Genomic DNA, 19,403 nt, shown 5'->3' on the forward strand with positions numbered 1-19,403 from the left:
TTGCTTGTCGCGCTTTTTGCGCTGGCAACGCCGGACGCGTTTGCCTCGGTAGAAGTCGATATTCGTAGCGCCACCGCCCTCGGTTCGGCGGGTAGCGCCAGCGACTATGTGCTGGCCGTTACCGATTGTCGGCAGCTCGCCGAAGTCTCCATTGTCGCCACCTCCCAACGCCTGTTGCCGATCGACGCGGCTCGCGAAAGCGATGCCCCGAACAGCTGCGCCTTCACCTTCCGCATCGACGGCGCCGGCGCGCTGCAACCGGCCGTTAAGCTCAAGTTCGCCGACGGCACCACGCAGGATTACAGCGAAAGCTTCCAGCAAGAGCGTGTGGCGCCGAGCCTGGAGCTGACGCAATTGGCCATCGAATCCAGTGGCGACGATCAGTTTCTGGTCGCCAGTTTCGACGCCGCCGACGACATCGACCTCAGTTACGTCAGCTTCACCCTCACGGGCCTGCGCGCCTCCGATTTGCGCGCCGCTGGCGGCGTGGTCAGTCGCGCCGAAGCCACTGCGTTTCTGCGTATGCCCCAGGGCACACGGGTATTCCCGCGCACGGACGGGCAGAGTTCTTACACGCTGCGCCAACGCCTCGATCAGGGCTTGTCGGCCGATGAAGTGGCGCGAAACGCACTGGTGATGGTGCAGGCCGTGGCGGTGGATGCCTCCGGCAACCAGAACAGCTATTCCGATATCCGCTTTATCGGCGACAACGTCGACGAAGCCGCCCGCTCCATCGCCGTACACCCCGACCGTTTGCTATTCAGCGATGCCTTGCAATCGGCGCGATTGGTGCCGGAAGTGGACTTCGAATTTCGCGGCGTCACCCCACTGGCCGGGCTCGGTAGCGGCATCAGTTACCGCTCCGGCGACCCGGACAAAGTCTGGGTCAGCGCTGAAGGGGTTGTGTACCCCTTGCAAGAAACCGCCGGCCAGGCGGTTTCTGTCTATGTGAGCTACCCCGGTCTCGCGGAAATCAGCCTGCCGGTCACCGTCGACTTCAGCCGTCAGCTAACCGCCCTGCGCTACGAAGGCCAAACCGCCGGTCAGCCGCTGGTGCTGCCGCGTTTGAACGGTTTCCAAAGCCTGCCGGCGCTGATTGCCGTGTTTGACGACGGCAGTGAAGCACCGCTGGCAGACAGCCTGGCCGTTGAGCTGAAATTGCCTGTCGGCAGCGAAGGCGTGCTGGAGCGCAACGAACAAAGCCAGCTGCTGGCGCGTGCGCAAATCCCGACCACCAGCCCGCTGACCTTGCATGCCAATCTGCAGCGCTACCCGCTAATCGGTGTCGACCTGCCGGTTGCCGCCGAAGACGCCGCGCCAACGGTCGAGCTGCAACCCGAGGCCACCATCGCCGTGGGTTCGGTGCTGGAACTCAGCGCGGCCGCCAGCGATGACGTCGGCGTGAAAAGCGTGGAGTTCTGGCTCGACGATGCCCTGGTCGGTCGCCGACTCGCGCCACCGTTTGCCCTCAGCCTGCCGGTTGAGCAGGAACTGGAAGGCCGCACCCTGCGCCTGCGCGCGGTGGCCTTCGACGCCACTGGCAAAAGCACCAGCACGCCTGAACGCCCGGTGAAAGTGGTCGCTAAAAGCAATCCGCAGGTGCCGGCGTTCCTCTTTGAAAACCCGGTCGACGCCCAGCGCGTCATCGAGAACAGTCCGCTGCGCGCGGTAATCGCGGTAAACCTCGGCATTCTGCCGGACGTGGAATACCAGAGCGGCATAAGCCTGGTTGAGTACTTCTTCGATGGCAGGAAGGTCGGCGAAACCTCATTCCCGGCGTTCGAGCAGCGGCCGCTGGAAAGCGACCCGAATACCAAGCAGCTGTTCGAAATCTGGCAGGTCACCCTGCAAGTGCCGGAAATTTCCGTGCGTGAAACCAGCCTTGGTTTGTCGGCCCGCGTACACGCCTCCAACGGCGGCGTCACCGATGCGCCGGCGCGCCTGATTCGCGTACTGGAAAATCAGCGCCCCATTGCCCGCATCACTCAACCGGCGGTCGGGAGCATTGCTACCGTCGGCCAGACCTTGTCGGTCACCGTGGAAGCCAGCGACGACACGCTCGACGGCGGCACCGACATGTTCCTGCTGGTGAACGGCGAGGAGGTCGGCTCCTATCGTCACGTGGTCGACAACTACGACGGCAACGCCTTTGGCCTGCGCAGCACCACACACACCTTCCAGTTGCCGATCAAGGCCGACTGGCTTGGCCGTACCCTGGAGCTGCGCGCGCAAGCGGTTGACCTGCACCAACAAAGCAACCAGTCCGAGCCGCTGCTGATTCCAGTCAAAGGCGATCAGGCGCCGACAGTCGCCATGAGTTACCCGGTGGAAGGCGCCCATTTGGTTTCCGGCCAGCCGGTGGAATTTCGCGCCAATGCCACGGACGACCTGGGCCTGCGCCAGGTGGATTTCTATGTGAACGACAAGCTGGTCGGCAGCGACCTGCGCGCCCCGTACAGCGTGGTGTACCAGGCGCCGCCGGGTGTTGAGAGCGAAACGCCGCTGGTGCTGCATGTGGTAGCCACCGACTCCGCCAACCAGACCGCGCGCAGCCCGGCGGTGAACGTCACCCTCGGCAAGGACGAAGAAGACCCGGTGCTCAACCTGGCCTCGCCGGCCATCAGCGTCAGCGACGCCGGCCAGGATCTGGCGCCCGTGGTAGAAAACAGCACCTTCGTGCTCAAGCTCACCGGCTATGACAACGTCGGCGTCGAGCGTCTGGAACTGTTCGGCGTCGCCAAGCAGGCCGGCGTCGGTTACTACCTCACCGGCAACCTCAACGACCGCCTCAGCAGCGTTGATGGCGACCTTACCGTGCAGCAGATTCCGGGCGCGCTGAAGGCCTACTCCAGCATCAAAGTGGTCGCCGCGCCTGCGTTCAAGCACCTTGATGGCGTGCGCTACGACCGCTACCCGATTCGCGCCGTGGCCACTGACGGCACCGGCAACGACAGCGAGCTGCAAGTGCTGATCGGCGTTGGCGACGACAACAAGCCCGAAGTGCGCGCCCTCAGCCCAACCCAAGGCAGCATCTACAGCCAGGACACCCTGAATGTCGATGTGGTGGCCCGCGACGACCGCGCCGTGCATGCCCTCGAAGCCAGCCTGTGGGCCGCAAACGGCAGCGCGCCGCTGTGGCAAAAACGCGTCGACCAGGCCGGCGGCCTTACGCCCGGCCCGGAAACCGTCAACCGCCTGAGCATCGACCTCAAGCCATTGAACCTCGGCAATCAGCCGCGTCAGCTGCGCCTGAAAGTGGCCGCCGTGGACGACGGCGGCCAGACCGGCGACAGCAAAGAGCTGGCCGTGAATATCCTTGCCGACACCCTCGGCCCTCGCCTGGCTGTGACCTCGCCGATTCAGGGCGCACCCCTGTATGCCGGCAACAAGGTAACGGTGAAAGTGCGCGGTGTAGACGACACCAAACTGATCAGCCTGCGCGCCCTCAGTGGCAGCACGGTGCTGCACAGCCGCACCCTTACCGTCGAGCAACAAGCCGCCAGCGTTGATGATCAATTCGAGCTCACCGTGCCGAGCGACGGCGAAGAGTTAGTGATCGAGTTGCAAGGTAAAGACCAGTACAACAACGAAGCAGCGCCAACGCTGTGGCGCTTCCCGCTGAGCAAAGACTTGCCTCCGGTCGTCAGCGTGCGAGCGCCGGCGCCGGGTGCGCGGCTGTATGAGGGCGAGGCCTTCACCGCCCAGGTACTGGCCACCGACGACCGCAAAGTAGCCAAGTTGGAGTTCTTCCAGCGCCAGGGTGGGCAAACTCAGGTGCTGAAAACCGTGACCGGCACCGAGCTTGAGAAAGGCGCGGGCGGCTACATCGGCGCGGCCTTGCGTGTGCCGAACAAAGCCGGCGCCGACACGCAGATGGGCGCACGCGCCACGGACAGCGCCGGGCAGGTGACCGAAGCGTCGTTCGAGCTGGACATCATTGACGACACCGAAGCGCCGACCCTGCAACTGAACAAGCCGGCCGGCGAGTTCAGCCTGCAACCGGGCGCCAGCTTCGAGCTGCAAGGCAGTGCCGGCGACAACCAATACGTCGACGGCATCGACGCGGTGTTTATCGACCCGATCAGCAAAGAAGAACACGCCGTGGCCTGGACCTTGTTCAGCCGCATGGACCGCGTCGAAACCGTCAAAGTGCCCAACCCCGGCACGCTGGGCGCGGTGCTGGTAGGCCAACGCTTCTACGCCGACTTCGAAGCGCGCTTGCGCCTAACCCCGGAGCTCAGCCGCCGCTACGCCGGCAAAGTGCTGCAACTGGTGCTGCGCGCCCGCGACCGTGGCGTCAACGAAACCCGCTCGCCGCCGATCAACGTGAAAGTGCTGGCCGACGAAGCCGGCCCGCTGATCAATATTCAGGAACCCGCCGAGCGCCTGTTCGACCGGCAGGAAACCAGGCTGCAAGTCAGCCTCAAAGACGACACCGCCGTTGCCTCCTATGAAGTGCGTCTGCTCGACGACGAGGGCCGTAACGAAGTGCTGGCCAAGGCCAGTGGCCTGAGCGACACCGACGTCAACGTGCCGGTCGCCGGTCAGCAAACCCTGATCGACATCCAGCGCTACCGCCCGCAAGCCGAACCGATTGCGCTGACGCTGACCGTCACTGCCACCGATCTGCTGGGCAACGCCAGCGTGCAAACCCGCCGGCTGCTGATTCAAGCCGACCAGCCGCCGAAACTGGCGTGGCGTGACAGCTCGCCATCGACCCAGCAAGAGCGCGGCCAGCCGCTGCGCGGCAGCCTCAACGTCAGCGACGACGTAAATAAGAACGCCATTCGCCACCTGCTCCTTATCAGCTCCCTGCGTGAGCTCACCGGCAGCCGCGCCGCCAAGGGCCTTACGCTGCGTAACGAGCGCGATGAAAACCTCGCGCAAATCGCCTTCGCCTATCCCGAGGCGGGCAGCTGGCAGGGCGCGTTGCTGTACAACGAGAAGCCGTTCCTTACCCTCGCCAATGGCCGCCTTATTGCTCAGGGCGGCGAAGAATCCAACGCGCCGCGCAGCCTGAAAATCGGCAGCCAAACGAGCCTGTGGGAAGCTGAAACCTTCTCGCGCAACCTCTGCCAGGTGCGCCCAGCCAGCCGCGAAGTGCAGGCGGTCAATGGCCTGCTCGACCTGAAAGCTCTGGTCACCGACGACACCACTCGCCTGGTGCTGCGCCCACGCGGCGGCGCGCCGACGTTTATTCGTGAGCTGCAATTTATTGCCCAGGAATCGGCCGCCGCCGACGTCGCCATGGCCAGCGGCACGCGCGTTCCGGGCCGTTTTGCCCTGACGCTGTTGCTGCAAGACGGCACCGATGCCGCCGCGCAAACCGCCTTCCTGCAACTGGCACGCAGCGGTTCGCAAAACGATACCGAGGCGAACTTCGCCGCATTGATGCCGATTCCGGTGGAAGCCCAAGGCACCAGCGTGACCCTACTGGGCCACGCCGCCGATCGCCTCTCCCACGAACGCAGCGAACAAACCCTGAGCGCGTTGCTGCAACAGGCGCTGATTGTCGACGAGCAAGCGCCAACGGCCCGTCTGATCAGTCCGGTGGCCGGCAGCGTGGCCATTCCCATGCAGCAGCTGGATCTCAAGTTGGGCTTCAGCGACGACAGCCTCGCGCTGAAAAGCCTGCGCCTGCTGGAGAACCGCAGCCGCACCGTGCACGACCTGGGCGTCAGCTATGGCCAGACCACCTGGCAAGTGCCGTACAGCGTGCCGAAGAATTTCAGCAGTGGTGAGCTGGAGCTGACCCTGATCGCCGAAGACTTCAGCGGCCGCAGTAGCGAGCACAGCCTGGTCTACCCGCTGCAAGCCAACGAAAAACCGCAGCTGAGCTTCACCGGCTTCAACACCTATTGGGTTAACGGCCACTACGAAAAAGCCCTGACCGACCCGGCGCGCATCAACTACGGCGAGTTCTGGGTACGCATCAACGAGCGCTTCCGCCTCGACACCACCTTGCGCGATGACGCCGGCCTGGCCAGCTACCGAATCCTGCGCCTCAAGCGCGACGGCAGCGTGGCGGCCGTGGTGTATGAGCGTGGCTTCCAGGTCAATTGCCCGGTGGCGCCGCCGCTGAGTGCCGACGACAAAACCGAAGTGCTGTTCGACCAGACCGAACCTACCGAATACCGTCTGGAGTTGACCGACACCTACGGCAACCTCAGCGAACGTACCTTCCTCGTTCACCCGCTCACCAACGTTGTGCCCGAAGTGCGCATTACCGCACCGGCCGAAGACCAGGAAATTGTTGCCGGCACCTTCCGCATTCGCGTTGGCCTGGTGGCCGCAGACGACCGCCTGCTCACCGACTCACGCCTGAAAGTGTTCGCCAACGGCGTGCCGCTGCCCGTGTTGTCTACCGCCAGCAACGTAGCCGCCGGTGGTGAGTTGGTGGTCGATGCCGCCTTTGCCGCCATTCACGACAGCCTGCAGGCCAACTACGACGCCAGCATTGCCGATGACTACGGTCGCCGTAACAGCCCGTACGCACTGCAACGCACCTTTGTGTTGGAAGTGCCGCAGGGGCTGATCCGCCACAACGAAACGCTGAAGCTCACCGCGCAGATCGAAGATTCGGACGGCGCAGTAGGCCTGTTTGACCGGCAGATCAAAGTGATGGCCGACGCCATCAAACCCGAAGCGTTGATCAAGCGCCCAACCGTCGGTTTTGGCGCCCCGGAAGACAGCGATTTCACCGTGGCCTTCCAGGCCTACGATAACGTGAAGGTCAACCGCCTGACCCTGTCGCGCTCCTACGGCGTATTGAAAAACGACGGCACCTATTTGAAGTTGCCGTTCACCTTAGTGCGCAGCGTTGACGGCATCCCGGCCGATGACTACGAGCCGGTCACCACGCTGAATATCGACACCCCCGAATACAACCAATTGCTGCATGTAGAACGCCTATTCACGATTTTGCAGAGCTTCGGTTTGTCCACGGCAGACGTCAAGCGTGTCGATGTGCTGGTGCGCGTCGAGGCCTTCGACGTCGCCAACAGCCAGGCGTGGGAAATTGGTTATCCGGTGCGCCCGGATGAGCGTCCGACCCTAGATGTGGCCGAGCCGGTACCGGGCGCCAAAGTGGTAGAAGGCAATCCGCTGTACGTCAACGTAAAAGCCTTCGATGACGTGGGCATTGAATACGTGAATCTGGTTGCCACCTATGGCAACGGCCAAACTCCGTATATCCAGCGCCTGCGCACCTCGCCCTATAACTTCATGGTGCCGGTGACAACGTTCGACACCGCCAATCCGGCAGCCAACCGCATTCACTTGAGCATCGAAGCGGTCGACACCTATGGCGTGGCCCATAACGACCTCGACGCGCACCGCGCCGAAGAAAGCCTGGACGTGGAAATCATCCGCGACCAGTTGCCGAGCGTGGCCATCGGTACGCCAAAAGACAACAGCGAAACCACCGAAGGCCAGTTGCTGCTGGTGGAAGTCAACGCCGTCGATGACGTGGGCGTTGACCGTGTGGTGCTCAACCTCGGCGGCTACAAAGGCGGCGACCGCAGCCTCACCGATATGGTGTTCCCGTACGAATTCCTGGTTGAAGTGCCCTACGGCCAGGCCGGCACCGATCTCAACCTGACCGCCAGCACCATTGAGCGTCGCGCCGATGGCAAAGGCCGCAGCGTGTCGACGCCGCAGCCGGTGAGAGTGCGCGTGGTCAAAGACGACAAAGCGCCGCAACTGACGGTGAAACTGCCGCTGGCCACCGGCGCCAGCGTCGCCGAAAAACGCAATCTGCCGTATCAGCTGGAAGTGACCGACAACGTGCGTGTCGGCTCCATCAGCCTGGGCCTGTATGCCGACCGCAATGCCGACGGCCAATTTGCCGACAACGAGCGCGTGGTTGATCGCCTGCTGCTCAGCGCGCCGTATATGGGTAGCCTGCCGCTGGGCAGCATCGCCGATTACCTGGGCCGCACCGACAACCTGCCGGAAAGTCTGCCGCTGCAGTTGCGCATCACCGCCCGTGACCCGAGCGGCAACGAAGCCAAGGAAACCATCGGCGTTAACTTGCTGCGCAACCAGGCGCCGGAAGTGAACGCGATCAAGCTGCTGGACGCACGCGGCTTCGCCATGGGCGAGGTTACCGAGCTGACTGAAGGCCGTGGCATTGTCGTGCAGGTGCAAGCCAGCGACGCCGAAGTGGGCGTAGACGCCGCCGCCCTGTATTACGCCATCGGCCCGGTCGGCGCCGAGCCGAAGTACCAGGCGCTGGGCGAAGATTCTGCCGCGCCTTACCAGTTCCAGTTCAAGGTGCCGACCGGGCGCGTTGACCAAGTGCTGCGCCTGCGCGCCAAAGCCCGCGACCTCGACGGCTATGAGTCGAGCTTTGTCGACCTGCCCGGCAGCATCAAAATCAAGGCCGACAAGGCGCCAACGTCGCGCATCGTCAAACCGGACAACGACAACGCCGTGGTCATCGACGGTGATGACGTTGAAGTGTTCGTCGAAGCTTTCGACGACCTCGGTCCTGAAGGCATCGACCACGTCACCTTCTATATCAACGGTGTACCGGTCACCAGCACCGAGCAGAGCTACGGCCAGCAGGTTGGCAGCCACGCACAGGACCACGTGTACCGCGCACTGATCGCAGCGCCAGCCGGGGTTAACGGGTTTACCGTGCAGGCCATCGCCTATGACGTGCTCGGCCAGGCTGGCGAGTCGCAAGTGGTGCGCGTCGGTAAGCTCGAAGACACCGTGGTGCCGCGTCTGGCCGTGCTCACGCCTATCAATAAAGACGTGCTGACCATGGGCGAAAGCCTGCGCGCGGTGGTGTCGGTCGAAGACATGGGCGGCGCCATTTCCGACGTCAACATGCTCTGGACCCGCGAGTACCAGACCGAAGCCGGCGAATGGAAAGTGGCCGACCAGTACCCGCTGAAACTATTCCGCGACGACAACCGTGGCGCGGGCGATACCACGCCGGTCAGCGACCCAGACAAGCACTACTTCATCTACTGGGCCGACTTCAGCCAAGGCGACGTGCTGCGCCGCACGGGCCTGCGTAACGAGCGTCTGCACGTACTGACCAAAGTGGTAACGCCCAACCACACCGTTACCCAGGACACCTATCACGAGATGGGCTGGCCGCTCAGCGAGCGCCGTTACGTAGCGCCGCAAGCGGGCGCACAGACGGCCGCCAAACGGGTGCATTACAGCGCCGTGGACCAATACCGCGCGCTGGACCGCGCCGGCGCCATGATCGCTGCATGGTCCACCGTTGACCCGCTGCGCATCGAGCAAGGCCTTGGCCTGCTGAGCAAAACCCAGGCGCTGGCCGGCAATGCCCCGGCGCGCACCGGTATCTTTATTCTCGATGCGGTAGACGAAGCGCAGAGCAACGGCTCCGGTGATTTCTTCGCCTATTCGCCGCTGCTCAACGGCGCGGCGGAAATCTTCAGCGGCAGCATTGGCGAGTTGGTCAGCGATGAAAACATCGTGCTGGCGGGCAAATCCGGACTGGCCGGCGGCAGTTGCCGAGAGGGCGGCGACGCCTGCGAGTTCGTCGAACAACTGACCAGCGAAATCAAGAAAGACTGGCACGGCGGCGACACCCCGAGCGAAGGCACCGGCGCCCTGTATCTGGATAACAACGCCGGCGAACTGTTGCTGTTCGGCCAGAAGAATGGCGACGGCCAGTTCGGCTTGCCGTACTTGTTGCTCGGTCGCGTCGACATGCCCTATCCGGACGTGTACGGCCTGACCCGCAGCGGCAACCTGGCGCTGGTGGCCAACGGCAACGGCGGTGTGCAGGTGATCGACGTCACCAACATGACCGCGCCGTACCACGTTGGTTACATCAAACCGAACGGCTTCGCTCGCGACGTCAAAGTGCGCGGCCATTACGCCTATATCGCCGCCTCGGAAGAGGGCGTGGTGGTGGCCGACCTGAGCACGCCGGCCATGCCGATCGTGGCCAAGGTCGACACCTTGGGCATCGCCAACCGCCTCAACCTGGTTGGCAATCAGCTCTATGTCACCGACATGGCCGGCAGCGGCGACAGCGCGCGCCTGAGCCGTATCGACATCAGTGAGCCGGACCAGCCTCGCGTGGCGCAGGTGGTGGAAATCGCCCCGCACCGCCCGGACCAGACCGCCGATGGTCTCTACGATGTGCATGTGTCCGGCAACCTGGCGTACGTCACCCAATTGCTCTCCGACCAGGAAGACAAACCGTCGCAAAGCCTGGTGCAGATTCTCGACCTCGCCCGCGTCGGCCAAAACGGCCTGGACGCCAGCGTGCCGGTGATGGTGCAGCGCAACGCCACGGTGGATAACTTCGCCGTCCGTGGTGTGACCCTGGCCCGTGGCGCCATTCAGGTGGCGGCTGGCAAAGGCGGTATCGGCCGCATCGACCTGCCGGCCTTGACCGTGCTGCAACACAGCCCGCAAGTGGGCGAAACCGACATCAGCACCCAGCTGCCGCAAATTCTCATTGAGTTGTCGGCCGTGTTGCCGGGCGACACCGTGCTCGGCGACTACGTGCAAGTGCTCGAAGGTGATGCGCAGATTGGCCGGGACGTGACCGCCCAGTTTGATTTGTCGTTCGCGCCGCGCGGCACCGACACCACCAAGCGCCGCATTCAGCTGGTGCGCAAAGACGGCCAAAACCTGTTGCCGCGTCAGCGTTATTACGTGCGCCTCAAGCAAGGCCTGAAGCCGGTGACCGGCCAGGCGCTGGCCTCCGATTACGTGTTCAGCTTCAGCACCGCGTCGGCCGATGCGCTGTACCCCGACATCATCAGCATTTGCACCCGCGAAAGCGCCGAGCGCCATGGCTGCGTGAACGTCGGCGATGTGCGCGGCGGCACCCAAGTGGTGGTGCGCGGCACGAATTTCGGCGAGCAACCGCGCCTGTCGGTGGGTGGCGAGCCGCTGGTGGTGGAAAGCCGCGTCGCCGATGCGGACACCGGCATCGTCACCCTCTACGCCAAAACCGTGCCCAACTATCCGGGCCCGGCCTCCGTCACCGTGACCACCGACGCCGGCTTGAGCGACACCGTGCTTGGCGGTTTCGTGTTCGTCGATGAGCTGAGCATTTCCCACCTCACGCCGGCCGTGGTGCGTGTGGCCCAGTCCGGCAAAAACGACCGCGTCGAGCTGGTCGGTAAAGGCTTCCACGCTGGCATGACCCTCACCGCGTATAAGAGCGGTGAGCCGGGTACGGCGAAAACATTCAAAGTGGGTTCTGACGACTTGCGCCTCTACAGCGCCGAGCGCATGAGCCTGCTGGCGCCGGACCTGCGTGATGAAACAGGCGGCGGCTATCGCGGCTTTATCGACATCGAACTGGCCGACGACCTGGGCCGGCGCTACGTGCAGCGCAACGCCTTGTTCTACGGTCGCCTGCAACTGGACAGAAGCCTCGAAGCCGAGCCGCCGATGACCATGGAGCAAATCGACAAGCGCCTCGCCACCCTGGCCAACGGTGACCTCACCGACTATGTGCCCGACCCGCTGAAACTGCCGCCGGGCAACATCGTCGACCTGGCCGCCGACAGCGACCTGCACATGCTGTATGTGCTCGGCCGTGGCGAACTGAAAGGGCCATCGCCCAGCGCCCTGCTGAACCTCGAACAGCTGGAACACTATTACGCGCCGGGCTGGATCAGCCTGGTGAAATACGACCCGGCGAAAGTCGCCGAGGCCGCGCCGCGTCATGGTCTGGGTTACTACAACCTGCCGCAGGATCTGCAACCGAGCGCCATGGCCCTGGCCGACAAGCACCTGTACGTCGCCGCTCGCGGTTACACCTTCCCGTACCTGGACACCGAATACGAAAGCCGCAGTGTGCTGCTGGTGTTCGACCGCGAAATCCGCGACCCGGACGTGCTCACCGAACAGCCGCCAGGCAAAGACCGTGGCGTGCTTTACAGCCTGCCGTTGCCGACCAATACCGTGGCCGAAAAAGTGGTGGCGCATCAGGGCTTGCTCGCCATCAACGCCGGCACCGAAGGCGTGGTGATTGTCAGCGTCGCTGATCCGCTGCGTCCCAGCGTGGTCCGTCGCTTGACCAGCGCCACGGTCGATGGCCGCAGCCAGAGCTTGAACAACGTCACCGACATCAGCGTTATCGGCGACACCCTGCACGTGGTCAACGGTGCCAGCCGCGTGCTGTTTGACCTGAGCAAACCGTCGTTGCCGCAGCTGGGCGACAACCGCGTCGCCGGCTTCAGCGGCCTGACCGCCGACGGCAGCCAGTTCGTCACCGGCAATGGCTTGAGCCTGTACGACGCCAGCCGTCCAGCGTTTATCCGCGAGAAAGGTCGCTACCTGTCCGGCGGTTTCAGCGTGCCGGGCGACAGCCGTGGCATTCGCGCTCACGCCAGCGCCGCGCTGAACCTGACCCAGGCTGCCAGCGACCGCAGCGATTGCATAAAAGGCGAAATCGGCTACCTCGGTTTCTACGACTTCAGCCGCGCCGACAGCATCAACCTGCTCGACGCCCTCAGCCTGCCGTTCTGCATCAAGCCGCCGGGCTTCGGCCTACTCCTCAAGCCGTATCGCAGCAACCCGATGGTGCTCACCGATCAGGGCATCGCCGCGTTCACCATTTACACCGATGACGAAACCCGCTCGCACCTGAACCTGGTGGACTTGCTGACCCTGGAACTGGTGAGCTCGACGCCAGCCGACCAGACCGACGGCGTGCCGCTGGACAGCCCGCTGACGCTGCGGTTTACCCGCCCGCTGACGACCATGGACGACGCGCAGTTGCGCCAATACCTGGTGCTGCAACACGACGCACAGAACAACCAGCCAGCCAGCGAACTGCCGTTCACCCTGCAACGCAGCAGCGATGGCCGCACGCTCACCGTGCAGCCGGCGCAGGCGCTGCAAGCCAACCACAGTTATCACCTGGTACTTAAAGGTGACCTGGCCAGCCGCCGCAGCCGTGGCCTGCTGGAGCACAGCATTCAGTTCCGCGCCGGTAACGGCAGCGGTGCACAGGTGGCGATCATCAGCACCGCCCCCGGCATGCTCGATGTTGGCGGCGGTGACCTGGACGTGGTGCTGCGGGGTGCGAGTGGGCAGGTGCAATTTAGCGTGTCCGGCCAGGCCGCCACGGGCGCGCTGAGCGAAACCTTGCCCAACGGCACCGCCCGTTATCGCATACAGGCACCGGCCAGTCTGCCGGGCGCCGCCAGCTTGCAAGTGGTCAGCGGCAACGGCAGCAAGGCCTCGAAAGTCGGCGCCGTGCAGTTCGTTGAACCGTTGCTGCTGCGCAGCCTGACCCCGGCGCTGGGCTCGCTCAACGGCGGCACCCGCGTGCAGATCAAAGGCCAGGGTTTCCGCAGTGAAACCGGCGCCATGACCGTGCACTTCGGCGATATTCCGGCCACCCAGTACAAAGTGCTGGATGCCGAAACCCTGGAAGTGGTGGCCCCGGCCGGCCCGATTGGCACCGTCGACGTACGCGTGCAGTTGAACAACGGCCAGCAGGGCACGTTGACCCAGGCCTTCACCTACCAGCAGCCGCCGCAGTCGCAGATTCGCGACAAAGGCCGCGTCTACGACATGGCGCTCGACCCGTCCGGCAGCCTGTTGTTCTCGGCCCAGGGCGACAACGGCGTGCTGGTGTACGACCTCAACGCCGGCAACTACACCGCCGACCCGACAAAGCCGCTGAACCCGGACGACCTGCTGCGCCTGATCGACCGCAATGGCGACAAGTCGGACGACCGCATCGTTTCGCGCATCAGCTTGCCGGCTGGCTTTATCGCGGTCGGCGTAGAGCCGTTCTTCGAGAAGGGCAGCGACCGCGTTTATGTCACGGCCGTGCGCCTGGGCAGCACCGGCACGCCAGATGCCGCGCGCCTGTTCACCGTGGCCTTTGATGAACTCGACCCGGCGAAAACCACCCTCATCGGCAGCCTGGAATTGCCCGGTACCGAAGTGCGCGGCCTGCGCGTTCGCAACGCCCGCGTACTGCTGGCCATGGGCGCTGAAGGCCTGGGCATTGTTGACTCGTTCCTGCCGAACAAAACCTACCTGGTGCAGAGCCTGCCGGCAGCGCCCGCCTTGCCGATGCTCGATGTGGCCACGCAAAACGCCGATGCCGGCGCGGCCGGTCTGGTGGTCGCCGTGGGCGGCAGCTTCGACTACCGCAGCAACCGTCTGCTGAGCAAAGAAGCCATCGGCAGCGGCGGCTTCCAGGTGTACCGCCAGAACGCCAGCCAGGGCCTGCAACGCCTCGGCGCGCTGGACTTGCCGGGTACCCGCGTGTCACTGCAAGGCCGCTACGCATACGTGGCCGCCGGTGCCAGCGGCGTGGCGGTGGTCGATCTGCTCGACCCGAGCGCGCCGACTGTGGTGGCGCGTATCAACGACATCGGCTACGTCTACGACCTCGACTTCAACGGCAACACCCTCTATGTGGCACGCGGCGATAAAGGCGTGCTGATGGTCGACGTGACCAATCCGCTCAAGCCAGTGGCCGGCCGCAGCATGGCTGCAAGCGGCAGCGTGGAAAGTGTGGTGGCCGGCGATTACTCCGCCCATTCCGGCGGCGTCGATGCCCAGGGCAGCGTGCTGCAAGTGGTGCCGGACGTGCTGCTGAAACTGATCGGTGTCGACCCGGCCAACAGCATTCTCGACCGTCAGGTAGACGGCAGCGTGCAAGTGATCGCCCGCTTCAACAAAGCCATTGATCTGCACCCGGCCAACAACGCCCTGCTGCAACTGCTCGACGGCCAGGGCCAGGCGTTGCCGGTAAGCGTGACCATCAGCAACAACGACGCCAAGCTGCTGCTGGCGCAGAGCACCGCCGACCGGCTGCCAGCGGGTGAGCGCCTGACCCTGGTGGCCAAAGCGGGTATCGCCTCGGTGAAACCGGTCAGCGCCACCGACACCGTGGTGCTGCAACGTCTGGCCCAGGAACAGCGCGTGGCGTTGACCTTCCGTGGTGCGCGCAACGATGCCTTGTCGATTGAAGCGGTAACGCCGCGCCGCGTGGCGCGCGACACCGTCAGCCTGATTACCGTGAGCGCCCTTGGCTTGCCGGCCAACCTTGCCCAGGTTCGCCTGTATGCCGGCGACCGCGCACTGAGCATCGAAAGCGTGACACGTGATAACGCCAGCGCGCCGGCCATTCTCAAACTCAGCGTGCCGGCCCTGCCGAGCGCCGGCCAGTACAACCTGACCCTGCAAGTACAGCGCGACGGCCTGTGGCAACAAGCGGTGCTCGAAGGCGCCTTGCTGGTGGACGCGCCGATTCGCTTCGACGCCCTGGTACCGTTGTGGGGGCCTGTGTCTGGCGACACCACGGTGACCCTCAGCGGTGATGGTTTCGAGCCGGGCAATACCGTCATGGACGGCCTGAAAGTGCGCTTCGGCGGGCTGCCGGTCGGCCGCATCGAAGTACTCGCCAGCAACCGCATGCGCGTGACTTCCCCGCGCGGCGCGCCGGGCAAAGTGGATGTGCTGGGCGAAGACCGTTACGGCAATCAAGCCAGCCTCAGCGGCATTCGCGGCTTTGGTTATGGCCTGCGCAAGCAGTCGGAATTGCACCCGTCGCTGATCTTCCCGAGCGATGTGTGGATCGATCAGCAAACCGGCGTGGCCATCACTAACGGCGGCTATATGGTCAACGGTTACGGCAGACAGAACCTGGCGGCCGGCGGCTGGTTGCCGGAGCTGTACCGCGCCGCCTCGTTCTCGGTGCAGGACGCTAGCAAGCCGGTGCTGGTCGGCGGCTCGCCGTCACTGCCAAGCGACGCCACGCGCCTGAGCTTGAAATCGCAAGCCATGGCGATCGCCAAGCGTCTTGACGGCCTCAACGTCACCGAGCCGACCGAAGAAGAGCAAGAGATTCTCGACCGTCAGGCCGCGCAGGATTTCAAAGTTGGCTTCGACTCGCTGCGTGTCAGCCCGACCCTGGAATGGGAACAGAACACCTGGCGCAAACGCCTGTACGTGGCCAGCGGCCTCGGCGGCGTGGCGCGCCTGAATCTGGATGAGCAGAACGGCCTGCAAACCATCCACGAAGAAAACCTCGACACGCCAATCAGCCGTCTGGTCAAACAAGGCCCGGGCTTGTTCGCGGCCTCGTCGGGCGTAACGGTCGATCCACCCGATGCGCAAACCTGCGCCTTCAAAATTGGCGTTGGCGCGGCCGGTGAAGTATTCGGCCTGAACTACCAGAACGGCGAAGACCCGGTACGCGTAGCCGGCCCGGCTGGCTTGGCGGGCGGCGCTTTGCTGCAACTGAACGATGGCTGGCTGTTCAGCGGCGGTCTGGTGCAAGGCGCAGCGTGGATCAATTGCCCGGGCTGGACCGAATCGCTCGGCGTGCCGGTAGACGGCAAAGCCGGCGAAATCAAAGCGCTGAACCTGTTCGACCCGGCGCAAACGCGCAGCTACAGCTTTGTTGCCAACCCGCAAGACGTCGTCGCCTACGGCCGTTACCTGATCGCCGCCGTCGGCAGTCGTGGCGTGGAAATCATCAACCGCGACGAGCCCGAAGAGCGCGTACTGCTGAGCCTTGACCAAACCCTGCAAGCCAGCGCCGGCCGTGGTGTGCGCCTGCGTCTGGCGGGCAGCTTGTTGTTTGTGTCGGCCGACAGCGGCGTGGTGGTGGTGGACCTCAGCGAGCCGTTGCAACCGCGCGTGGTTTCGGCCGGTAACCAGGAGCGCATCGAAGCGCTGGATCTATTCAATAACCGTCTGGTGGCCGGCTCCGGCACAGGCGGCCTGACCTTGCTGGAATTGCCGGGTGCGCTGGTGCTGGACGCCAGCGTCAAGCAGGGCGGCGTGATGCCGGCGGGCGAGCAGGCGCTGCAACTGACCTTCAACGAACCGGTGACGCTGGAATCGCTGCGCGCCGCCGGCAGCATCCGCCTGCTGGACTTGAAAAACGGCGCGGCCGCGCTGACCACACCGACCGTGGAAGCGCTGAACGGCGACGGCCAGTCCGCCAGCCGCATTACGCTGCGCTTTACCCCAACACCAGGCGCGCAACTGCGGGTTCGCGTTGAACAGGCACGCAACCTGCGCGGTGCCGGATTGTGGGCGCCGTACCAAGTGGACTTCACCGTAGCGCCAAGCGGTGCCAGCCAACCGGCAGTCAAATACCTGGAAAACGCCAGCTTCCATCGCGGCGCGCAAGACCGCGTGGTGATTCACGGCAGTGGCTTCTCCAGCGGCGTGAAAGGCTTTATCAACCAGTACCCGATCGAGCTGCAATGGGTCAGCGCCGAGCGTCTGGAAATTGCTCCGCACGCCCTCGACCTGTTGCCGCTGACGCCTGGCCAATGGCACCTGCGTCTGGACGACAACGGCCTGCGCAGCGATACCCTCGGCGCCTTGGTAGTGGGTGCCGACAAGGCACTGGAGGAAGTCATTTACCGCCTCAGCCCGGATTCGGCGAGCAAAAAAGGCGGCGCCAAAGTGACCATCGCTGCCGGCCACGACGTGCTAATGCCCGGCACCAAAGTGGTGTTGCGCGCCCGTCATGGCGCCACCGAGATCTACACCGGCCGCAGCCCGATTGTGGAAGACCCGGGCAACGTCAGCATCGATCTGCGCGACAACGTCGAAACCCAGCGCCAATTCAGCTTTGTGCTGCCGGGTGTGATTGATCCGGATATTTACGACGTGTTCCTGCGCATTCCAAGCGGCGCCGCGACCCGTGAAGTAAAAGTTGGCTCGCTGTCGTACACCCTGCCGCAGGGCCTGGGCATCGTGCTGCCGAACTATCCGCCGATGCAGATTGGCGCCGCGCAAGTGGTCGGTGATCGCCTGTTTATCGGCGTGAAAGCCGGTGCGCAGCCCACCTCCAGCAACCGTTTCCTGATGACCGCCGGCCTCGAGATTTACGACATCGGCCTGTGGGAGCGTCCGATTCGCCTGTCGCAGCTGCGCCTCACCGAACCGGTGCTGGGCCTGGAAGTGCTCGACAGCCTGGTTTACCTGGCCAACGACCACGACGGCGTGCGCGTGGTTGACATCAACGACCTGAACAAGCCGCTGCTGGTGTCTAGCCTGACCCTGCCGAACCATCGTGCGGTTGATCTGGCGGTGAACATCGAGCGCGGCGCACTGGCGGTGGCGGCTGCCAACGACCTGGGCACCGGTTACATCCGCTTCCTGCCGATTGGCCGCAACGAACTCGGCGCCCAGGCGCCGCTACCCAGCATCGCCTTCGACGGCAGCCTGAAGCCCGATCTGCTCGGCGCGCCAGTCGATGTGCAATGGCTCAACGGCCAGCTGTACGTGCTGTACCTGCGCGACAAACAGCTGTATCTGGCCAGCTTCAAAGATTTCGGCACGCAGCTGGACTATCGCGTGCAGGCCATCGAGCGCGGCACCGTGAAGGCCGATTCGGTTTCGGCCGCCATTGGCAGCCTGACTCTGCAAGTACAGCAGGGCCTGATCAGCGTCGGCACTGGCGACAGCTATCTACTGCTCGAAGCCGATGCCAAGGGCGACTACCAGACCATTTACTGGCAGCAGAAAAATGCCAACGGTGAACTGCTCAGTGTTGGCGGGCAGATCATGCAGGGCAACGGCAAAGGTGTGCAGATCAACACCTCGCCATACCTGGCCGTGGCCTCGAGCACGCCGGGCAATGGTGCGGTGCTGGGCCTGAACGAGCCGGTGACCATCGCTTTCAACAACCTGATCAACACCGATCCGGCGCATCTGGCTCAGGCCATTCGCATCACCGGCGAGGGCGGCCAGGTGCTGCCGGCCGACTCTGTGGAAATGACCGGCACCAACACCCTGCGCGGTGGCCAGTTGGCGCTGCGTTTCAAAGGCGCGTACCAAGGCCCGATTCGCATTGAAGTGAGCACCGCACTCACCGACCTGGCCGGCCATGCCCTGCGCCAGGCGTTTGTGTTGCAACTGCAACGCGTCACCGGCGTGCGGCCGCTGATCAGCCAGGTGCAGCGCATCGTTGGCGCCACGGCCGGGCTGCACTACTTCTATGCGGTGGGTGGCGAAATCGCGTCAATCAAAGGCAGCGGCTTTGGCGTCGCGCCGGAGCAACTGGCCGTGTGGCTGGGCGAAACCCGTCTGCAAGCGCAACAGATTCAGAGCGTGACTGACAGCGAACTGCGCGTGGCCGTGCCGGATCTGCAACTGGGCGGCGTCAGCGCCAGCCTGGCGGTGAAAGTCGAGCGCCTGGATCAGGGCTTGGCGTACCTGCGCCAAGGCGCCATGACCGTGCTGCCGCAAATTGAAATCGACGACTTGCAACCGCAAACCGGCCCGCCGCAGGGCGGCAATCTGGTGACCCTGTATGGCCGTGGTTTCAACCATTACATGCAGGTGCGTTTCGCGGGCGCGCTGGCCGGCGACCTGAAGATTCTCAGCAGCAACAAAGCCGAAGTGCGTGCCCCGGCCGGCACCTTTGGCAAAGCCCAGGTGGCAGTGACCAG

The 19,403-nt window shown here is 64.2% G+C and carries 1 protein-coding gene (only partly in view); it reads left to right on the forward strand.

What is annotated here, in order from left to right; all coding sequences use genetic code 11:
* Positions 1 to 19,403: the 5' portion of an Ig-like domain-containing protein gene (locus ACZZ0Q_RS23680; RefSeq protein WP_463560984.1), read on the forward strand. Its footprint extends 23,344 nt past the window's final position; the window shows 19,403 of its 42,747 coding nt (coding positions 1–19,403); its start codon is at positions 1 to 3; its stop codon lies beyond the right edge, outside the window.

Source organism: Pseudomonas sp. AC070, from assembly GCF_979258635.1.